Here is a 17,530-nt window from a genome sequence, read left to right as displayed (position 1 = left end):
GGGCTCCGGGTCTGGGAGAATGGACGTGCCATGACTGTCGCCACCGCCCCCGCCCGCCCCCTCCGCATCGGCCCGATCGACCTCGACGTGCCGGTCGTGCTCGCACCCATGGCGGGCATCACCAACACGGCCTTCCGGCGACTGTGCCGGGAGTACGGCGCGGGGCTGTACGTGAGCGAGATGATCACGTCGCGCGCGCTGGTCGAGCGCAACGAGACCACGATGCGGCTGATCCGTCATCACGAGTCCGAGACGCCGCGGTCCATCCAGCTCTACGGCGTCGATCCGAAGACGATCGCGGAAGCCGTGCGCATCATCGTGGCGGAGGACCACGCCGACCACATCGACCTGAACTTCGGCTGCCCGGTGCCCAAGGTCACGCGCAAGGGCGGCGGGGCGGCTCTGCCCTGGAAGTCGAAGCTGTTCGCCGACATCGTGGATCAGGCCGTGAAGGCCGCCGGCGACATCCCGCTCACGGTCAAGATGCGCAAGGGCATCGACCGCGATCACCTCACGTTCCTCGACGCCGGGCGCGCGGCGGAGGACGCCGGGGCGGCCGCGGTGGCGCTGCACGCCCGCACCGCGAGCGAGTTCTACTCCGGCCACGCGGACTGGAACGCGATCGGCGAGCTCAAGCTGGCCGTCACGAGCATCCCGGTGCTCGGCAACGGTGACATCTGGTCGGCCGACGATGCCGTGCGCATGATGGCCGAGACCGACTGCGACGGTGTGGTGGTCGGTCGCGGCTGCCTCGGGCGGCCGTGGCTGTTCGGCGAGCTGGCCAACGCGTTCGGCGGCGCGGGCAAGACGGTCGACGCCACTCTCGGCTTCGTCTCGGATGCGTTCCGCCGTCACGCCGAACTGCTGGTGGAGTTCTTCGAGGACGAGGACCGCGGGTGCCGCGACGTGCGCAAGCACGTGTCGTGGTACTTCAAGGGCTACCCCGTCGGCGGCGACATCCGCACGGGCCTGGCGACGGCGTCGAGCCTCGCCGAGATCGACGAGCTGCTGGGTCGCCTCGACCGGTCGGCACCGTACCCTGGAGCCGACGCCGAGGGGCAGCGCGGGCGCGCCGGCCACCCGAAGAAGACGGCGCTGCCGGAGAAGTGGCTGGAGTCGCGCGAGCTGGCCTCCAGCGCCTCGGAGATGATGCGTGGAGCGGAGATCGAGAACAGTGGCGGATGACCCCTCGGTCGGCGGTCGCGCCGACGGCTACCACCCGCGCGACGCCGAGCGCTTCTTCGCCGAGACGCACCGCTCCGAGCGCGACGACTTCGCGCGTGACAGGGCCCGCGTGCTCCACTCGGCCGCGCTGCGCCGTCTGGCCGCCAAGACGCAGGTGCTCAGCCCGGCGAGCACGGCCGACTTCGCTCGCAACCGCCTGACGCATTCGCTCGAGGTGGCGCAGGTGGGCCGCGAGCTCGCCGCGGCGCTCGGCGTCTCCGCCGACGTGGTCGACACCGCCTGCCTGAGCCACGACCTCGGCCATCCGCCGTTCGGTCACAACGGCGAGCGGGCGCTGAACGAGTGGGCGGAGCCGATCGGCGGCTTCGAGGGCAATGCGCAGTCGCTGCGCATCCTCACGCGCCTCGAGGCCAAGGTGCTCGACGCGGACGAGCACTCGGTCGGCTTGAACCTGACCAGGGCCAGCCTCGACGCGACCTGTAAGTACCCCTGGACGGTGGACAGCCCCGTGCCCGACCCGGGCGGCCGGCTCAAGTTCGGTGTGTACCCGGAGGACGAGGCGGTGTTCCGCTGGATGCGCGAGGGGGCGCCCGGCCGCCTGCGGTGCATCGAAGCCGAGATCATGGATCTCTCCGACGACATCGCCTACTCGGTGCACGACTTCGAGGATGCGATCGTCAACGGCTACGTCGACGTGGCGCAGCTCGCCGACCCCGCGGCCCATGAGGCACTGCTCAGCCGCATCCAGCAGTGGGTGGGCTATGACTTCACGCGCGACGAGCTCGCCGACGCCCTCTACCGTCTGGCATCGCAGCCGATGTGGCTCGCGTCGTTCGACCGCTCGCGACAGTCGCTCGCACGGCTGAAGAACCTCACCAGCGACCTGATCGGGCGCTTCGCCCGTGCGGCCGTGTCCGCGACGCGCGAGGCCTACGGCACGGCACCGCTGGTCCGCTACAACGCGCACGTCATCGTGCCGCGCGTGATCGAGGTCGAGATCGCCGTGCTCAAGGGCATCATGGGTCAGGCCATCGTCACGATCGACGCACGAAAGGGCGTGTACAAGGAGCAGCGGCGGGTGCTCAAGCGCCTCGCCGACGCCCTGTGGTCGACCGATGCGCTGTGGTCGGCCGGTGCCGACGTGCTGGAGCCCGCGTTCGCCGCCGACTTCGTCGCCGCCGAGAGCGACGCGGAGCGGGCGAGGGCCGTGGTAGATCAGATCGCGAGCCTCACCGACCAGAGCGCGGTGGACTGGCACAACCGGCTCGTCGGGGAGATCGACCCGGCGGAGGTCGGCATCTGGACCCCGCGTCACGCGCGACCCGGCACGCGCACCCCCGTCACGCGGCGTCCCGTCGCCGAAGGGGCGCACTGATGCCGCGGATCCGGCAGGCCGACGTCGACGAGGTGAAGGCCCGCACGAACATCGCCGACATCGTGGGCGAGCGCGTGGCGCTGAAGTCGGCGGGGGTCGGATCCCTCAAGGGGCTGTGCCCGTTCCACGACGAGAAGAGCCCGAGCTTCCACGTCCGCCAGCAGGTCGGCTACTACCACTGCTTCGGCTGCGGGGAGTCGGGCGACGTGTACTCGTTCCTCCGGGCGATGGACCACGTGAGCTTCACGGAGGCGGTCGAGCGCTTGGCGGGCCGCATCGGCTACACCCTGCACTACGAAGACGGGGGAGCGGCCCCGGAGACCAGTGGCCGCAGCCGCCTGTACGCGGCGAACACGGCGGCGGCGGAGTTCTTCCGCGCCCAACTGCTGACCCCCGACGCCGAAGCCGCGCGTCGGTTCCTCGGCGAGCGGGGCTTCGACGCCGGAGCAGCCGCGCACTTCGGGGTGGGCTTCGCGCCGCGCGGGTGGGACGGGATGCTCAAAGCGCTGTCGGCGCAGGGCTTCACGCGCGACGAGCTCAGCGCCGCGGGACTCGTGTCGACCGGGCAGCGCGGTGTGTACGACCGGTTCCGCGGGCGACTGGTGTGGCCGATCCGCGACGTGTCGGGACAGACGATCGGGTTCGGCGCGCGCAAGCTCTTCGACGACGACCAGGGCCCCAAGTACTTGAACACCCCCGAGACCCCGATCTACAAGAAGGCGCAGGTGCTGTACGGGCTCGACCTCGCCAAGCGCGACATCGCCCGCGGCGACCCCCGGCGCGTCGTTGTCGTCGAGGGCTACACCGACGTGATGGCGTGTCACCTCGCCGGTCTCACGACCGCGATCGCGACGTGTGGAACGGCGTTCGGCACCGAGCACATCAAGGTGCTGCGCCGTGTCATGGGCGACGACAACGCCTCCGGCGAGGTCGTGTTCACGTTCGACGGCGACGAGGCGGGGCAGAAGGCCGCGCTGCGGGCGTTCACGGAGGACGACCGCTTCAACGCGCAGACCTTCGTGGCCGTGGCTCCGGACGGGCTCGACCCGTGCGACCTCCGCCTGCAGCGCGGCGATGCGGCCGTGCGCGGGCTCATGGACGCCAAGCAGCCGATGTTCGAGTTCGCGATCGACCGCAAGCTCGCCGGCTTCGACCTCTCGACCGTGGAGGGCCGCGTGGGCGCGCTCCGGGCCGCGGCGCCGATCGTGGCGGAGATCCGGGACCGTCTGCTGCGCCCGGGATACGAGCGTGTACTGGCACGCCGTCTGGGCATGGACCCGACCGAGGTGCACGGCGAGGTCGAGCGGGCGGCTCGGGGCGCGGCGACCGGTGCGCCGAGGCGCGAGACCTCGACCCCCGACGCCACCTCGGGTGCCCCTGCGGTGGCCGCGGTCACGCTGGCGAGCCTGCCCCGCACCGCCGATGTGGCCGTGGAGCGCGACGCCCTCATGGGTGCGCTGCAGTACGGGCACCAGATCGACGCGGTGCTGCTCGACCGTGCGCTGTCACAGCCGTTCCGCACGCCGGGGCTCGACGCGGTGCGCGAGGCGATCGCGGCAGCTCCGGACCGCAGCAGGCCGGGGTGGGTGACCGATGCGGTCAATGCGGTGCGGGAGCCGTACCGGTCGCTCGGCGGCGAGCTGCTGATGACGCCGTTCCCGGCGCGCGACGAGGCGGGGGCGGTCGCCTCCGCGACGGATCTCGCGCGGCGGCTGGTGGTGCGGCAGCTCGAGCGGGAGAAGCAGGAGCTCCTGGGTGCGGTGCAGCGCGTCCCGGCGGACTCCGACGGCGGGCGGGCTCTGCGGGTCCGTCTCCGTGACATCGATGTGGAGCGTCAGCGCTTCTCGGCCGAGTCGTAACGGGGCGGGGCGCGGTGCAGCGGGCAGGATGGAAGACATGTCCCGCAGGCCCGTCTCCACGTCCGCGATCGAGTGCTCCGATCTGGTGATCGACCGGATCGGTCACGGCACACCGAACCGCGCGGTGGACGGGGTCACGTTCACCCTGGCGCCCGGCGGGCTCATCTGCGTCGCCGGACCCACGGGGTCGGGGAAATCGACGCTCGTCGCCGCTCTCGCCGGGTCCACCGACCCCTCCGTGCGCGTGGTGGGCGGCAGCGCCCAGGTCTGCGGCATCGACATCCGCCGTCCCGGTCGCAAGCACCGCATCCTCACGTACCGCACGGGATTCGTGCCGCAGGGTGCGGGCGCGGATCTGCCGCCGCGGCTCACGGTGAATGAGGTCATCGCCGAGCCGATCCTGATCCGCGAGCGCCGCGTCAACACCAAGGCGCTGTCGATCCGTGTCGCGACGCTATTGGACGAGCTGCACCTGCCCCTGGGGACGGCGTCGAAGTTCCCGTACGAGTTGAGCGCGGGCATGCGGCAGCGCGTCGCGATCGCCCGGTCGTTCGTGCTCGAGCCCCGGGTCCTGATCGCGGACGAGGTGCTGGCCAACCTCGACCTCGAGGTGCGCCCGGTGGTGTTCGACGCGATCACGCGGCGACGCACCGAGGAGGGCATGGCGGCGCTGCTGGTGACGAACGACGCCGATTTCATCCGCGAGCTCAATGCCGAGACGCTCATGCTGCGCGGCGGCCACGTGGTGGCGAGAGGGGTGGGGAAGGACCTGCTCTGGGTGCCCAACGCGGAGACCGATTCCCGCGGCTGATGGCGACACGCCCGGCGTCCGGCGAAGGGCCGTCGGTGTCACGAACGGCCTTCGGAGTTTGCTAAGCTTGTCGAGTTGCCCGCACAGCGGAGCACATTCCTCGGTAGCTCAATTGGCAGAGCAGCCGGCTGTTAACCGGCAGGTTCTTGGTTCGAGTCCAAGCCGGGGAGCCAACGAGAAGAGCCCCCTCTGCGGAGGGGGCTCTTCTCGTCTCCCGAGACGCGCGTCCTTACGGACGAGACCACTCAGCAGAGTATCGGTCTGTTCACAGTAAAATGTTACTCTCGTCGCACCGCTGACCTCGTTCGCGGTCGAAGGAGAGATCGATGACGACATCCGACCCCCGCGAACTGCGCTCAGGGCTCAAGCCGCGCCACATGTCCATGATCGCGATCGCGGGCGTCATCGGCGCCGGGCTGTTCGTGGGTTCGGGGGCGGTGATCCACGCCGCAGGACCCGCCGCGATCATCGCCTATGCGACCGCCGGGGTGATCGTCGTGCTGGTGATGCGCATGCTGGGGGAGATGTCGGTGATGAACCCCGACAGCGGCTCCTTCTCCACGTACGCGGACCGCGCGATCGGTCGATGGGCGGGCTTCAGCATCGGCTGGCTCTACGCGTGGTTCTGGATCGTGGTCCTCGGCGTCGAGGCGACCGCCGGCGCGTTGATCCTCCACCGGTGGATGCCCGGAGTCCCGCAGTGGGGATTCGCTCTGGCGCTCATGGTGGTGCTCACCCTCACGAACCTGGCGTCCGTCGCGTCGTACGGCGAGTTCGAGTTCTGGTTCGCCGGGGTCAAGGTCGTCGCGATCGCCGCGTTCCTCGTGATCGGGGTGCTGGCGGCGCTCGGCGCGTTCCCCGGGTTCCCCCCACCGGGGCTCGACAATCTCGTGGCCCACGGCGGGTTCTTCCCGAACGGCGTGCTCGCCGCGTTCTCGAGCATCCTCGTCGTGGTGTTCTCGTACTTCGGCTCGGAGATTGCGACGATCGCCGCCGGGGAATCGACCAACCCCACCGTGGCCGTCCGCAAGGCGGTCAATTCCGTGGTGTGGCGGATCATCGTCTTCTACGTCGGGTCGATCTCCCTGATCGTGCTGTTGCTACCCTGGAACGACGCCTCGATCGCGAAGAGCCCGTTCGTCGCGGTTCTCGACGCGATCGGCATCCCGGTGGCGGCGGTGATCATGGACGTCGTGGTGCTGGTGGCGGTGCTCTCGTGCCTGAACTCGGGCCTCTACACGGCGAGCCGCATGCTCTACTCGCTGGCTCGGCGGGGCGACGCCCCCGCGCTGCTCGGCCGCACGGCGCGGAACGGCTCGCCCCGGTACGCCGTGCTGGTCGCGGCGGTCGTGGGGTTCATCACCGTCGGGCTGAACTACCTGTATCCCGACACGGTCTTCCTGTTCCTGCTGAACTCGTCGGGGGCGATCGCCCTCTTCGTCTGGCTCGTGATCGCCGTGTCGCAGATCCGGCTGCGGCGGGCGGCGATGCGCCGAGGTGTGCAGGTGCCCCTGCGCATGTGGGGCTTTCCGGTGCTCAGCTACGTCGTCGTGGCGGTGATCGTCGCTCTGTGCCTGGCAATGTTCCTCCAGCCGGACACCCTCTGGCAGATCACGATCTCGCTCGCGATCGCGGTGCTCGTCAGTGTCGTCGGCATGCTCCGTCACCGCGCCGGAGGCGGCTCGACGCAGAAGGCGGCCGGGAGCGGATCGCTCCCGGCCGCCGATGCGGTGGTGGACTGACCGTCAGCGCGCGGCGCCGGCGAGGGAGCCCTCGACCTGCCCGGCTGGGTCGACGATCAGGCACTGGATCACCCGGTCGTTCGCCTGCTCCCACGAGTCCTGGCTCGGCGTGAGCGTGGTCACGTCGAGGGCCGACTCCTGGTAGCCGATGCCGACGAACGAGGTGAACGCGTCGCCGATGCACCCCTCGGACGCGGCGCCGATGGCGTCCTCCGAGTAGTCGCCGTCGTCCATCGTGATCTCGTGGAAGACCTCTTCGTCGTGCGGCTCGGTGCACGGCACGACGTTCGCGTCGGTGAGCATCCCCGAGCCGGTCTCGAGCATGCAGTCGCCGAGCTTCACGGAGAAGACGTCGATGTTGGCGCTCTCCGTCACCTGGCCGGTCTCCTCGTCGCGGTTCGCGTCACCGGAGCCGCTGCCCAGGATGCTGTTGATCGCGCTGCAGCCGCTCAGGGCGAGCGAGGCCGCCGCGATCGATCCTGCGAGCACGAGCGCGCGCCGAGTGCGCATCTTCATCATGTTTCCCCTCCAAAGCGTGGTGCGGGGCATGCTGATATATCCCCGCCGCGAACACGCTATAGTGCCCGAAGTCTGTGACGCAACTCGACGGATGCTGTGCGTGGGCTGAAAGCGCTCAGCCCTCGAGGTCGTCCACCCCGGGCAGCCAGCTCACACCGGGGCGACCCCATCCGCGCTTGCGGGCGATCTTCTGCGTGGTCTTCCAGTCGGCGTCCGACAGTCGATCGATGTAGAGCACTCCGTCGAGGTGGTCGAACTCGTGCTGCATGATGCGAGCGCGCCACCCATCCACTTCGAGCGTCACCGGCGCGCCGTCGAGGTCGATCGCCGTCACGCGCACGCGATCGGACCGGCGGAGCGGGAACCGCTCGCCGGGGAACGACAGGCATCCCTCCGCCTCGAGATCGGGGTCGGGTGCGCCCGGCTCGGGGGGCGTCATCCACAGCACGGGATTGATCAGCACGCCTCGCCAGGGGCGGTCCTCGTCGTCGACGTAGTTGTACGTGTAGATGCGCAACGGCACCCCGACCTGCGGGGCGGCCAGCCCGACGCCGGGAGCGGCGTCCATCGTCTCGAACATGTCGGAGACGAGCGTGCGCACCTCCTCGGTGATCTGCTCGACGGGGGATGCGGGGGAGTGGAGGACGGGATCGCCCATGATGCGAATCGGAAGTACGGCCACGTCACAACCCTAGTCCGCGAGACTCTCCGGGTAGGGTCGTAGTGTGAGCGCAGGGGTGTGGATGGGGATGGCCGAAGACGTCGGCGACCAGCTCGTCGGTGCCTTCCAGAACCCGGGGATCCTGCTCGGCATCCCTCTCGCCCTGGCCGGTGCCGTCTTCATGTCGCTCGGCGCGCAGTACCAGCACCGCGGGGTGGAGAAGGTCGAGCGGCTGAGCGGCTCCACCGGCACCTCCGGGCTCACGTTCGCCCAGATCAAGGGTCTGCTCACGCGCCCGTCCTGGATCATCGGCACGCTGATGCTCGGCCTCGCGATCGTCTGCCAGCTCGCAGCCCTCGTGCAGGCGCCACTGATCGTCGTGCAGCCGCTCGGCGCGATCGCCCTGGTCATCACGACGCTCCTCAACGCGCGGATCTCCGGGCATTCCCCGACCAGGCAGTCGCTCACGGCGATCGTGGCGTGCGTCGGCGGCATCTTCCTGTTCGTGTTCTTCGCGGCGATCTTCGCGACGGAGCAGGACGTCACCGACCGCGAACTGTTCGTGATCCTCGCCCTCCTGCTCGTCGTCATCATCGTGCTCGGTGCGTGCTGGCTGATCCTGCGTCACCGCATGCGCGCGCTGTTCTACGTGATCGGAGCCGGCATCCTGTACGGCTTCGTGGCGACGCTCGCGAAGGTCGTCATCAAGCGCATCGAGGCGGGCCAGTTCGAATGGATCACCGCCGTCTGCGTGCTTGCCCTGGTGTCGGCCGCGGCCGTGGGCGCGTACTTCGTGCAGACCGCCTACAGCTCGGGACCCCCCGACCTCGTGATCGCCGGACTCACGGTCGTCGACCCGCTCGTGGCGGTGCTCATCGGCATGGTCGTGCTGGGCGAGGCGGCCGCCGCGCCGTGGTGGGTGCTCATCATCTTCGCGATCGCCGGGGGCATCGCCGTGTGGGGTGTCGTGGGCCTCGCGCGCTACCACCCGCAGGTGCTCAGCGACAGCCAGGAGCTCGGCATCACCCGGGGCAGCTCGGCTCCGACGCACGCGGACGATGCCGCAGCCGCCGCACCGCCGTCACCGATGCGCGACGCGGCGTCTGCCGTCGAGGAGACGTCCGCCGCTGAAGCGCCGCGCTCTGGCGACGACCCCGAGGCGCGCACGCGCCCCGACGCCCCGTAGCCTCGTTCTCGGTTCGACGCGACGCACGCAGACGCCCGCCCGTCCCCGAGGACGAGCGGGCGCGCGACCGCGGCCGGAGGACCGGCTCAGTAGGTCTGATCGATGAGGTCGGGCGACACCTCGGACGCTGCGGCCTCGTCGACGAAGTACACCGTGCGCTTGCGCCCCTTGGCACCGGCCGCCGGCACGCTCGTATAGCTCGCGCCCGCCAGTGCGAGGCCCAGCGCGGAGGCCTTGTCCGCTCCCGTCAGCACGAGCCAGACCCGCTTGGACGAGTTCAGGACCGGACGCGTGAGCGTGATCCGCTCCGGCGGGGGTTTGGGGGAATCGCGCACCGGCAGCGCGGCAGCGTCCGTGACCGTCACTTCCTCGCGATCCGGGAACAGCGAGGCGATGTGGCCGTCGGGACCGACGCCCAGGAAGCACACCGCGAAGGACGGCCAGGGGTGGTCGTCCGTGCCGAACCGGGCGAGTTCCGCCGCGTACGCGGCAGCGGCCTCGTCGAGGTTCAGACCGCTGTCGGACGCCGCGGCCTCGTGGATGTTCTCCTCGGGCACCGGGATGTGGTCGAGCAGGGCGTTGCGGGACTGGAGCGCGTTGCGGTCCGAGTCGTCGCGGGGAACGAAGCGCTCGTCGCCCCACCAGAAGTGCACGAGCGACCAGTCGATGTCCGCCGCGCGCGGGTTGTCGGCGACCGCACGGAGCACGGCCCCGCCCATGGAACCGCCGGTGAGGGCGATGTGGGCGACGCGACCGTTCCTGGTGCGCGCCTTGACGCGGGTGAGGAAACGATCGGCGACCCGGAGGGCGAGGGCTGTCGGGGTGGCCTCGACCACGACCCGCTTCTCTGCGGACGATTCCGACATCGGTGTCACTCTCCCGTCTCGGGCGGACCGAGCTTCTCCCAGCCATCCGTGATGACTCGACCGTACAGGAGATCTGGATCCAATCTGCGCAGCTCCTCGGCGAGGCACTCGCGCAGCGTGCGCCGCGGCAGGTGGAGGTCGTGGTTGGGCTGGTCCGGCTGCGTGAGCACGGCGATGCCGGGCGAGGGACGCTCCAGCAGGATGTCACCGGACTCACGCGTCAGACGCACGGACTTGATGCCCTCCTGCCACTCCTCCGGGCTCTCGTACGACCACCGCACCGGCACGTCCAGCGCCATCTGCAGCCACGCGGCGAGCAGAGCGGTGGAGGGGGAGGCGGCGGCCCCGCGCACCTCGACGGCGGTGATGGTCTCGTACGGCGGCTGATCCAGCACGGCGGCCAGCTGCTCGCGCCAGTGCGTGAGCCGCGTCCACGCGAGGTCGGTGTCGCCGGGCGCGTGCGTGCGGCCGAGCAGCGCGAGCCGGTCGCGCACATCGGGCGAGGTCGCGGCGTCGGTGATCCGGCGCTGCGCGATGCGGCCGAGCGGGGAGGACGACGGCGACGCCGGAGCCTCCTCCGGCCACCACGCCACGACGGGTGCGTCGGGGAGCAGGAGCCCGGTGATCAGGCTCTCCTCGTTGCTGGCGGCGTCGCCGTAGGCGTGCAGCACCACGACCTCGCTGGCTCCGGCGTCTCCGCCCACACGGATCTGTGCGTCCAGGCGGGACTCGCCGTCTCCGGTCGTGAGCACGATCACGCGCATCGGGTGCTCACGCGAGGCGTCGTTGGCCGCGTCGATCGCGGCCTCCGCGACTCCGTTGCGCGCGGAGATGACGAGCGTCAGCACGCGTCCGAGGGCGACCGCGCCGCCCTCCTCGCGCACCTTGACGAGCTGCTTCGCGACCTGGCTGACGGTCGTGTCGGGAAGGTCGATGATCACGGGCGTCTCCAGACTCGTCCGTCGCGGGCCAGCAGGTCGTCGGCGGACGCCGGGCCCCACGATCCCGGAGCGTACTGCTCCACCGGGCCGCCCTGGGCCGCCCAGTACTTCTCCACCGGGTCGAGGATCTTCCAGGAGAGCTCGACCTCCTCGTGCCGCGGGAAGAGCGGCGGGTCTCCGAGCAGCACGTCGAGGATGAGCCGCTCGTACGCCTCCGGGCTCGCCTCCGTGAAGGCGTGGCCGTAGCCGAAGTCCATCGTGACGTCGCGCACGTTCGAGCCTGTGCCGGGGACCTTCGAGCCGAACCGGATCGTGACACCCTCATCGGGCTGCACGCGGATGACGAGCGCGTTCTGTCCGAGCTCGGAGGCGTTGCCCCGGCCGAAGAGGTGCTGCGGTGCCCGGTTGAACACGACGGCGATCTCGGTCACGCGACGGCCGAGGCGCTTGCCGGTGCGCAGGTAGAACGGCACGCCCGCCCAGCGTCGCGTGTCGATCTCCAGCTTGATGGCCGCGTAGGTCTCGGTCGTGGACTCGGGGTTCATGCCCTCCTCGTCGAGGAAGCCGGTCACCTTCTCGCCGCCCTGCCAGCCACCGGCGTACTGCCCGCGGGCCGTCGCGAGCGACAGGTCCTCCGGCACGTGCACGGCGGCGAGCACTTTCTCCTTCTCGGCGCGCAGATGCTCCGCCGACAGGCTGATCGGCTCCTCCATCGCGGTGAGCGCCAGCAACTGCAGGAGGTGGTTCTGGATCACGTCACGGGCCGCCCCGATGCCGTCGTAGTACCCCGCGCGTCCCCCGACGCCGATGTCCTCGGCCATCGTGATCTGCACGTGGTCCACGTAGTTGCGGTTCCAGATCGGCTCGTACAGCTCATTGGCGAAGCGCAGCGCCAGGATGTTCTGGACCGTCTCCTTGCCGAGGTAGTGGTCGATGCGGAAGATCGAGTCGGCGGGGAACGCGACCTCCAGCGCCGCGTTCAGCGCGCGGGCTGACTCGAGGTCGTGCCCGAACGGCTTCTCGATGACCACACGCCGCCACCGCTCATCGTCGTCGGCGTCCTGCCCGACGAGCCCGGAGTCCTTGAGCTGCTTCGCCACCAGCGGGAAGTCCTTCGGCGGGATCGACAGGTAGAACGCGTGGTTGCCCATCGTGCCGCGTTCCACGTCGAGACGCTCGACGGTCTCCCTGAGCTTGCGGAAGGAGTCCGGGTTGTCGAACTCGCCGGACACGAAGCGGATGCCCTGCAACAGCTGCGCCCAGGTCTCCTCGCGGAACGGCGTCCTGGCGTGCTCCTTCACCGCGTCGTACACGACCTGCGCGAAGTCCTGGTCCTCCCAGTCGCGTCGGGCGAACCCGACCAGAGCGAACCCGGGGGGCAGCAGGCCGCGGTTGGCGAGGTCGTACACCGCGGGCATGAGTTTCTTGCGCGACAGGTCTCCCGTGACGCCGAAGATCACGAGGGCGCTGGGCCCCGCGATCCGATTGAGCCGGCGATCGTCGGGGTCGCGCAGCGGGTTGTGCCCGCGCGAGAGGGGAACAGTCATCGGTGGGGGCTTCTCCTGCTGTTACTTCTGTGCGGCTTCGAAGAGGGTGAGCACGTCGTCGGACGACTCCGTGATCGTCAGCGAGACGACGGGACGCCCGTGCTCCGCGAGCACGCCCGCGTCGCCGGCGGCCTGCGCCTGGATGAGCTGACCGAACGTGAACGGACGATCGGGGATCTCCAGGTCGACGTCCGTGCGCTCCAGGATCTGCAGGAACACCCCCTGCGCTGGGCCGCCCTTGTGGTACTGGCCGGTCGAGTGGAGGAAGCGCGGGCCCCAGCCGAACGTGGTCGGACGACCGGAGTCGGCCGCGACCAGCTCGCGCAGGCCCTGCAGCTGCGGCACCTCGAGACGGTTGACGTACGCCTGGATCGACACGTAGCCGTCGGCGGGCAGCTGCGCCCACAGCGCGTCGAGCACGCCCTCGACCGTGCCGGAGGCCGCGAGAGCCGGGTCCGACACGCGCACCTCGACGCCGTTCTCCACGAACGCGGGGGCGGTGGGCTCGGGTCGGGCGTCGAGGAGGCCGCGCGCGGCCACCTTCGCCGACTCGACGTCGGGCTGGTCGAACGGGTTGATGCCGAGCAGGTGCCCGGCGATGGCGGTGGCGTACTCCCAGACGATGAACTGCGCGCCGAGCGTGCCGCTGACGAGGATCTCACCTTCGTGGCGCTCGTGCAGGTGGAACTCGTTCGCGTCGTCGACCAGTCGCACGATCTGCAGGTCGGCGGGCACGGGGTCGAGCTCGGGGGAGACGGGGAGCAGCACGACCGGGAGGATGCCGGTTCCCTCCTTGCCCGTGGACTCGGCGATGAGCTGCTCGATCCAGTCGGGCAGGCCCTTGATGTGGGTGCCGTCCGTGATCAGACCCAGCTTGTCGCGGCGCGGGGTGGTCGCGGCGATGGCCGCGCCCAGGCGCAGGGCCGGGTTCTCGGCGGAGTCGACGGCGACCTCGAGCAGCGAGGCCTCGGCCTCGTTCAGCAGTTCGTCGATGTCGACGCCCGCGAGGCCGGACGGCACCAGACCGAACGCGGTCAGCGCGGAGTAGCGGCCGCCCACGTTCGGGTCGGCGTTGAACACGCGGTACCCAGCCTCGCGCGCAGAGGCGTCGAGCGGCGAGCCCGGGTCGGTGACGACGACGATGCGCTCGGTCGGGTCGATGCCGAGGTCGCGGAACGCCGCCTCGAACGTGCGACGCTGCGAGTCGGTCTCGACCGTGGACCCGGACTTCGACGACACCACGAGCACGGTCTCGGCGAGGCCCTCGTCGAGCGCGGCCAGCACCTGGCCGGGCGCCGTGGAGTCGAGGATCGTGAGGGGGACACCCGAGGTCTGTGCGATCACCTCGGGCGCGAGCGACGACCCGCCCATGCCGGCGAGCACGACGCGCGTGACTCCCTTCGCGGCGAGCTCCTCGCGCAGGGCGACGATCTCGGCGACGAGCGGCCGGGAGACGGAGACCGCCTCGACCCACCCGAGCCGGATCGAGGCCTCGGCCTCGGCCGCCGGACCCCACAGCGTGGCGTCGCCGCTCGTGATGCGCGAGGCGACCAGGTCGTGGACGAGGCTCGGGACGGTCTCCTCGATCGCGGCACGCGCGGCGCCCGAGGCATGGATCGCGAAGGTCATCGCTGTGCCTCCAGCGCCTCGGCGACCTGGGTGAGCAGGTCGTGCCACGAATCGATGAACTTGGCGACGCCCTCGTCCTCGAGCACCTGGGTGACGTCGGTGAAGTCGATGCCGACCTCTTCCAGCCCGGCGAAGACCTGACGGGCCTCGTCGTACCCGCCGGTGATGGTGTCGCCGGTGACGACGCCGTGGTCGAAGGTGGCCTCGAGGGTCTTCTCCGGCATGGTGTTGACGACGCCGGGGGCAACGAGCTCGGTGACGTAGAGGGTGTCGGGCAGCGCAGGGTCCTTCACGCCGGTCGACGCCCAGAGCGGACGCTGGGCGTTCGCCCCCGCCGCGAGGAGGGCCTTCGCCCGGTCGGTCTCGAAGCTCTGCTCGAACAGCTCGTAGGCCAGGCGGGCGTTGGCCAGGCCGGCCTTGCTCTTGAGGGCCTCGGCGGCGTCGGTCCCGATCGCGGTGAGGCGCTTGTCGGTCTCGGTGTCCACGCGGGAGACGAAGAACGACGCGACGGAGTGGACGGTCGACAGGTCGACACCGGCGTCCTTCGCGCGCTCCAGGCCCGTCAGGTAGGCGTCGATGACCTCGGCGTACCGCTCCAGGCTGAAGATCAGGGTCACGTTGACGCTGATGCCGTGCGCGATCGCCTCGGTGATCGCCGGGAGGCCGGCCTTGGTCGCCGGGATCTTCACGAGCAGGTTCGGGCGGTCGATCTTCGCCCACAGCTCCTTCGCCTGCGCGACGGTGCCGTCGGTGTCATGCGCGAGGTCGGGGGAGACCTCGATGGACACGCGGCCGTCCACGTGACCGGACTGCTCCCACACCGGGCGGAAGATGTCGAGCGCGGCACCCACATCCTGCGTGGTGGCCGCGAACACGGCCTCCTCCGCCGAGGCGCCGGACGCGGCGAGCTCGGTGACCTGCGCGTCGTACGACGTGTCGTTCTTGTCGGTGATCGCGTTGGCGAAGATCGTCGGGTTCGTGGTGACGCCGACGACGTTGCGCGACGAGATCAGCTCCGCGAGGTTGCCGGAGGAGATGCGGGTGCGCGAGAGGTCGTCGAGCCAGATGCTGACGCCGGCCTCGGCGAGCTGTGCGGTGGGGGTGCTCATGCGTTCTCCTTGATGGTCTCGCGGGCGGCCGCGACGACGGCCTCGGTGGTGATGCCGAACTTCTCGAAGAGGGTCTTGTAGTCGGCGGAGGCGCCGAAGTGGTCGATGCCGACCGAACGACCGCGGTCGCCGACGATGCCGCGCCACGTGAGCACGGAGCCGGCCTCGACCGACACCCGCGCCGTGACCGACGACGGCAGCACGCTCTCGCGGTACGCCTCGTCCTGCTCCGCGAACCACTCGAGCGACGGGGCCGAGACGACGCGCACGTTCACGCCCTCCTCGGCGAGGGCCGCGCGGGCGTTCACCGCGAGCTGCACCTCGGATCCGGTGGCGACGATGATGACGTCGGGCGTGCCGTTCGGGGCCTCGGCGAGCACGTACGCACCCTTGACGGCCTGAGCGGCGGAGGCGAACGTGTCGCCGGAGGCCTCGCCGTCACCGCGCTCGAACACCGGGATGTTCTGTCGCGTCAGGGCGATGCCGGCGGGGCCCTCGTGGCGGCGGAGGATCTCCAGCCACACGGCGGCGGTCTCGTTCGCGTCGGCGGGGCGCACGACGGCCAGGTTCGGGATCGCGCGCAGCGTGGCGAGCTGCTCGATGGGCTGGTGGGTGGGGCCGTCCTCGCCGAGGGCGACGGAGTCGTGCGTCCAGACGAAGATGCTCGGCACGTTCATCAGAGCGGCCAGACGCACCGAGGGGCGCATGTAGTCGCTGAAGATGAGGAAGGTGCCGCCGAACGCGCGCGTCGGCCCGTGCAGCACGATGCCGTTCACGATCGCGCCCATCGCGTGCTCGCGGATGCCGAAGTGCAGCACGCGGCCGTAGGGGGTGCCCGACCACTCGTGCGTCGACCACTCCTCGGGGATGAACGACGCCGCGTCCTTGATCGTGGTGAGGTTGGACTCGGCGAGGTCGGCGGACCCGCCCCAGAGCTCGGGCAGCTGTGCGGCGAGGGCGTTGATGACCTGGCCGGACGCGGCGCGGGTCGAGACGTCCTTGCCGGCCTCGAACACGGGCAGCGCGTCGGCGATGTCGGCGGGGAGCTCGCGGGCCTCGACGCGGTCGAGCAGCGCCTTGCGCTCCGGGTTCGCCTCGGCCCAGGCGTCGAACGACTTCTGCCAGGCGGCGCGCTCCTCGGCCGCGCGCTCGGCCAGGCCGCGCGTGTGGGCGATCACGTCGTCGGCCACCACGAACGTCTGCTCCGGGTCGAACCCGAGGACCTTCTTGGTCGCGGCGAGCTCGTCCGCGCCGAGGGCGGAGCCGTGGATCTTGCCGGTGTTCTGCTTGCCGGGCGACGGCCAGCCGATGATGGTCTTGAGGATGATGAGCGACGGCTTGTCGGTCTCGCCCTTCGCGGCCTCGATGGCGGCGTAGAGCTCGGCGATGTCTTCGACGTACTCGCCCGTCTTCTTCCAGTCGACCGTCTGCACGTGCCAGCCGTAGGAGGCGTAGCGGGCGGCGACATCCTCCGTGAACGCGACGTTGGTGTCGTCCTCGATGGAGATCTGGTTGGAGTCGTAGATCGCGATGAGGTTGCCCAGCTGCTGGTGGCCCGCGAGCGACGAGGCCTCGCTGGTCACGCCCTCCTGCAGGTCGCCGTCACCCGCGATCACGTAGACGAAGTGGTCGAACGGGCTCGTGCCCGCCGCGGCCTCCGGATCGAACAGCCCACGCTCGTAGCGGGCGGCGTACGCGAAGCCCACGGCGGAGGCGAGGCCCTGCCCGAGCGGCCCCGTCGTGATCTCCACGCCCTTCGTGTGTCCGTACTCGGGGTGGCCGGGGGTCTTCGATCCCCACGTGCGCAGCGCCTTGAGGTCATCGAGCTCCAGGCCGAAGCCGCCGAGGTAGAGCTGCACGTACTGCGTGAGGGACGAGTGTCCGACGGAGAGGATGAACCGGTCGCGGCCGAGCCAGTCGGTGTCGGCGGGGTCGTGCCGCAGGACGCGCTGGTACAGCAGATACGCCGCGGGAGCCAGGCTCATCGCCGTGCCGGGGTGGCCGTTGCCGACCTTCTCGACCGCATCGGCCGCCAGGATCCGGGCGGTGTCCACCGCGCGTCGATCGATCTCGTCCCACTGCAATTCCGACACGTTCATG

General features: G+C 70.4%; 14 protein-coding genes and 1 tRNA gene. 7 read left to right on the top strand and 8 right to left on the bottom strand.

The window, feature by feature from the left end; translation table 11 throughout:
* The first annotated feature begins 30 nt into the window (after positions 1 to 30).
* The 6 genes from dusB to KV394_RS14835 all read left to right on the top strand — a co-directional run bounded on the left by dusB (position 31) and on the right by KV394_RS14835 (position 6,972).
* A complete protein-coding gene (gene dusB, locus KV394_RS14860) occupies positions 31 to 1,185 on the top strand; it encodes a tRNA dihydrouridine synthase DusB (protein WP_247981782.1) in 1,155 nt (384 codons plus the stop codon).
* Entirely contained in the window at positions 1,175 to 2,560 is a 1,386-nt protein-coding gene (locus tag KV394_RS14855; protein ID WP_247981781.1) for a deoxyguanosinetriphosphate triphosphohydrolase, read from the top strand. Before dusB ends, KV394_RS14855 begins: the two co-directional genes overlap by 11 nt.
* Positions 2,560 to 4,419, top strand: a complete 1,860-nt coding sequence (dnaG, locus tag KV394_RS14850; RefSeq protein ID WP_136036922.1) for a DNA primase — start codon at positions 2,560 to 2,562, stop codon at positions 4,417 to 4,419. The genes KV394_RS14855 and dnaG overlap by 1 nt, the downstream gene beginning before the upstream one ends.
* 37 nt (positions 4,420 to 4,456) lie before the next feature.
* Positions 4,457 to 5,230 carry an ATP-binding cassette domain-containing protein gene (locus KV394_RS14845; protein ID WP_136030137.1) on the top strand — a complete coding sequence of 258 codons (774 nt, stop codon included), beginning with the start codon at positions 4,457 to 4,459 and terminating at the stop codon, positions 5,228 to 5,230.
* Between the two features lie 97 nt (positions 5,231 to 5,327).
* Positions 5,328 to 5,403 (top strand) — tRNA-Asn (locus tag KV394_RS14840).
* 153 nt (positions 5,404 to 5,556) lie between these two features.
* Positions 5,557 to 6,972 (top strand): amino acid permease, encoded by a 1,416-nt coding sequence (locus tag KV394_RS14835; protein ID WP_247981780.1) that lies wholly within the window; start codon positions 5,557 to 5,559, stop codon positions 6,970 to 6,972.
* 3 nt (positions 6,973 to 6,975) lie between these two features.
* Here the strand turns inward: KV394_RS14835 and KV394_RS14830 are convergent, their stop codons facing one another.
* Positions 6,976 to 7,482 (bottom strand): septum formation family protein, encoded by a 507-nt coding sequence (locus KV394_RS14830; protein WP_247981779.1) that lies wholly within the window; start codon positions 7,480 to 7,482, stop codon positions 6,976 to 6,978.
* A gap of 124 nt (positions 7,483 to 7,606) precedes the next feature.
* On the bottom strand, positions 7,607 to 8,173 hold the full coding sequence (def, locus tag KV394_RS14825; RefSeq protein WP_136036925.1) for a peptide deformylase: 567 nt from the start codon (positions 8,171 to 8,173) through the stop codon (positions 7,607 to 7,609).
* Positions 8,174 to 8,234: 61 nt separating this feature from the next.
* On the opposite strand from def, the gene KV394_RS14820 reads away from it, so the two are divergent.
* The gene (locus KV394_RS14820) at positions 8,235 to 9,338 is read left to right on the top strand and encodes a DMT family transporter (RefSeq protein WP_308194377.1); all 1,104 of its coding nucleotides are present in this window, start codon (positions 8,235 to 8,237) and stop codon (positions 9,336 to 9,338) included.
* 86 nt (positions 9,339 to 9,424) lie between these two features.
* Here KV394_RS14820 and pgl read toward each other — a convergent pair whose 3' ends face one another.
* The 6 genes from pgl to tkt are packed head-to-tail and all read right to left on the bottom strand — an operon-like array spanning position 9,425 to position 17,523.
* A complete protein-coding gene (pgl, locus tag KV394_RS14815) occupies positions 9,425 to 10,204 on the bottom strand; it encodes a 6-phosphogluconolactonase (RefSeq protein ID WP_168387194.1) in 780 nt (259 codons plus the stop codon).
* Positions 10,205 to 10,209: 5 nt separating this feature from the next.
* The gene (locus KV394_RS14810) at positions 10,210 to 11,145 is read right to left on the bottom strand and encodes a glucose-6-phosphate dehydrogenase assembly protein OpcA (protein WP_136030148.1); all 936 of its coding nucleotides are present in this window, start codon (positions 11,143 to 11,145) and stop codon (positions 10,210 to 10,212) included.
* A complete protein-coding gene (zwf, locus tag KV394_RS14805) occupies positions 11,142 to 12,692 on the bottom strand; it encodes a glucose-6-phosphate dehydrogenase (RefSeq protein ID WP_136030150.1) in 1,551 nt (516 codons plus the stop codon). The genes KV394_RS14810 and zwf overlap by 4 nt, the downstream gene beginning before the upstream one ends.
* Before the next feature lie 21 nt (positions 12,693 to 12,713).
* Positions 12,714 to 14,321, bottom strand: coding sequence for a glucose-6-phosphate isomerase (locus KV394_RS14800; protein WP_136044871.1), 1,608 nt, complete (start codon positions 14,319 to 14,321; stop codon positions 12,714 to 12,716).
* Positions 14,318 to 15,430, bottom strand: a complete 1,113-nt coding sequence (gene tal / locus KV394_RS14795; RefSeq protein ID WP_136030153.1) for a transaldolase — start codon at positions 15,428 to 15,430, stop codon at positions 14,318 to 14,320. Before tal ends, KV394_RS14800 begins: the two co-directional genes overlap by 4 nt.
* A complete protein-coding gene (tkt, locus tag KV394_RS14790; protein WP_247982874.1) occupies positions 15,427 to 17,523 on the bottom strand; it encodes a transketolase in 2,097 nt (698 codons plus the stop codon). Before tkt ends, tal begins: the two co-directional genes overlap by 4 nt.
* Positions 17,524 to 17,530: the final 7 nt, after the last annotated feature.

The sequence above is a fragment of the Microbacterium sufflavum genome (genome assembly GCF_023101165.1).
Taxonomy (GTDB): Bacteria; Actinomycetota; Actinomycetes; order Actinomycetales; family Microbacteriaceae; genus Microbacterium; species Microbacterium sufflavum.
This window is presented reverse-complemented; position numbering and strand designations above follow the sequence as displayed.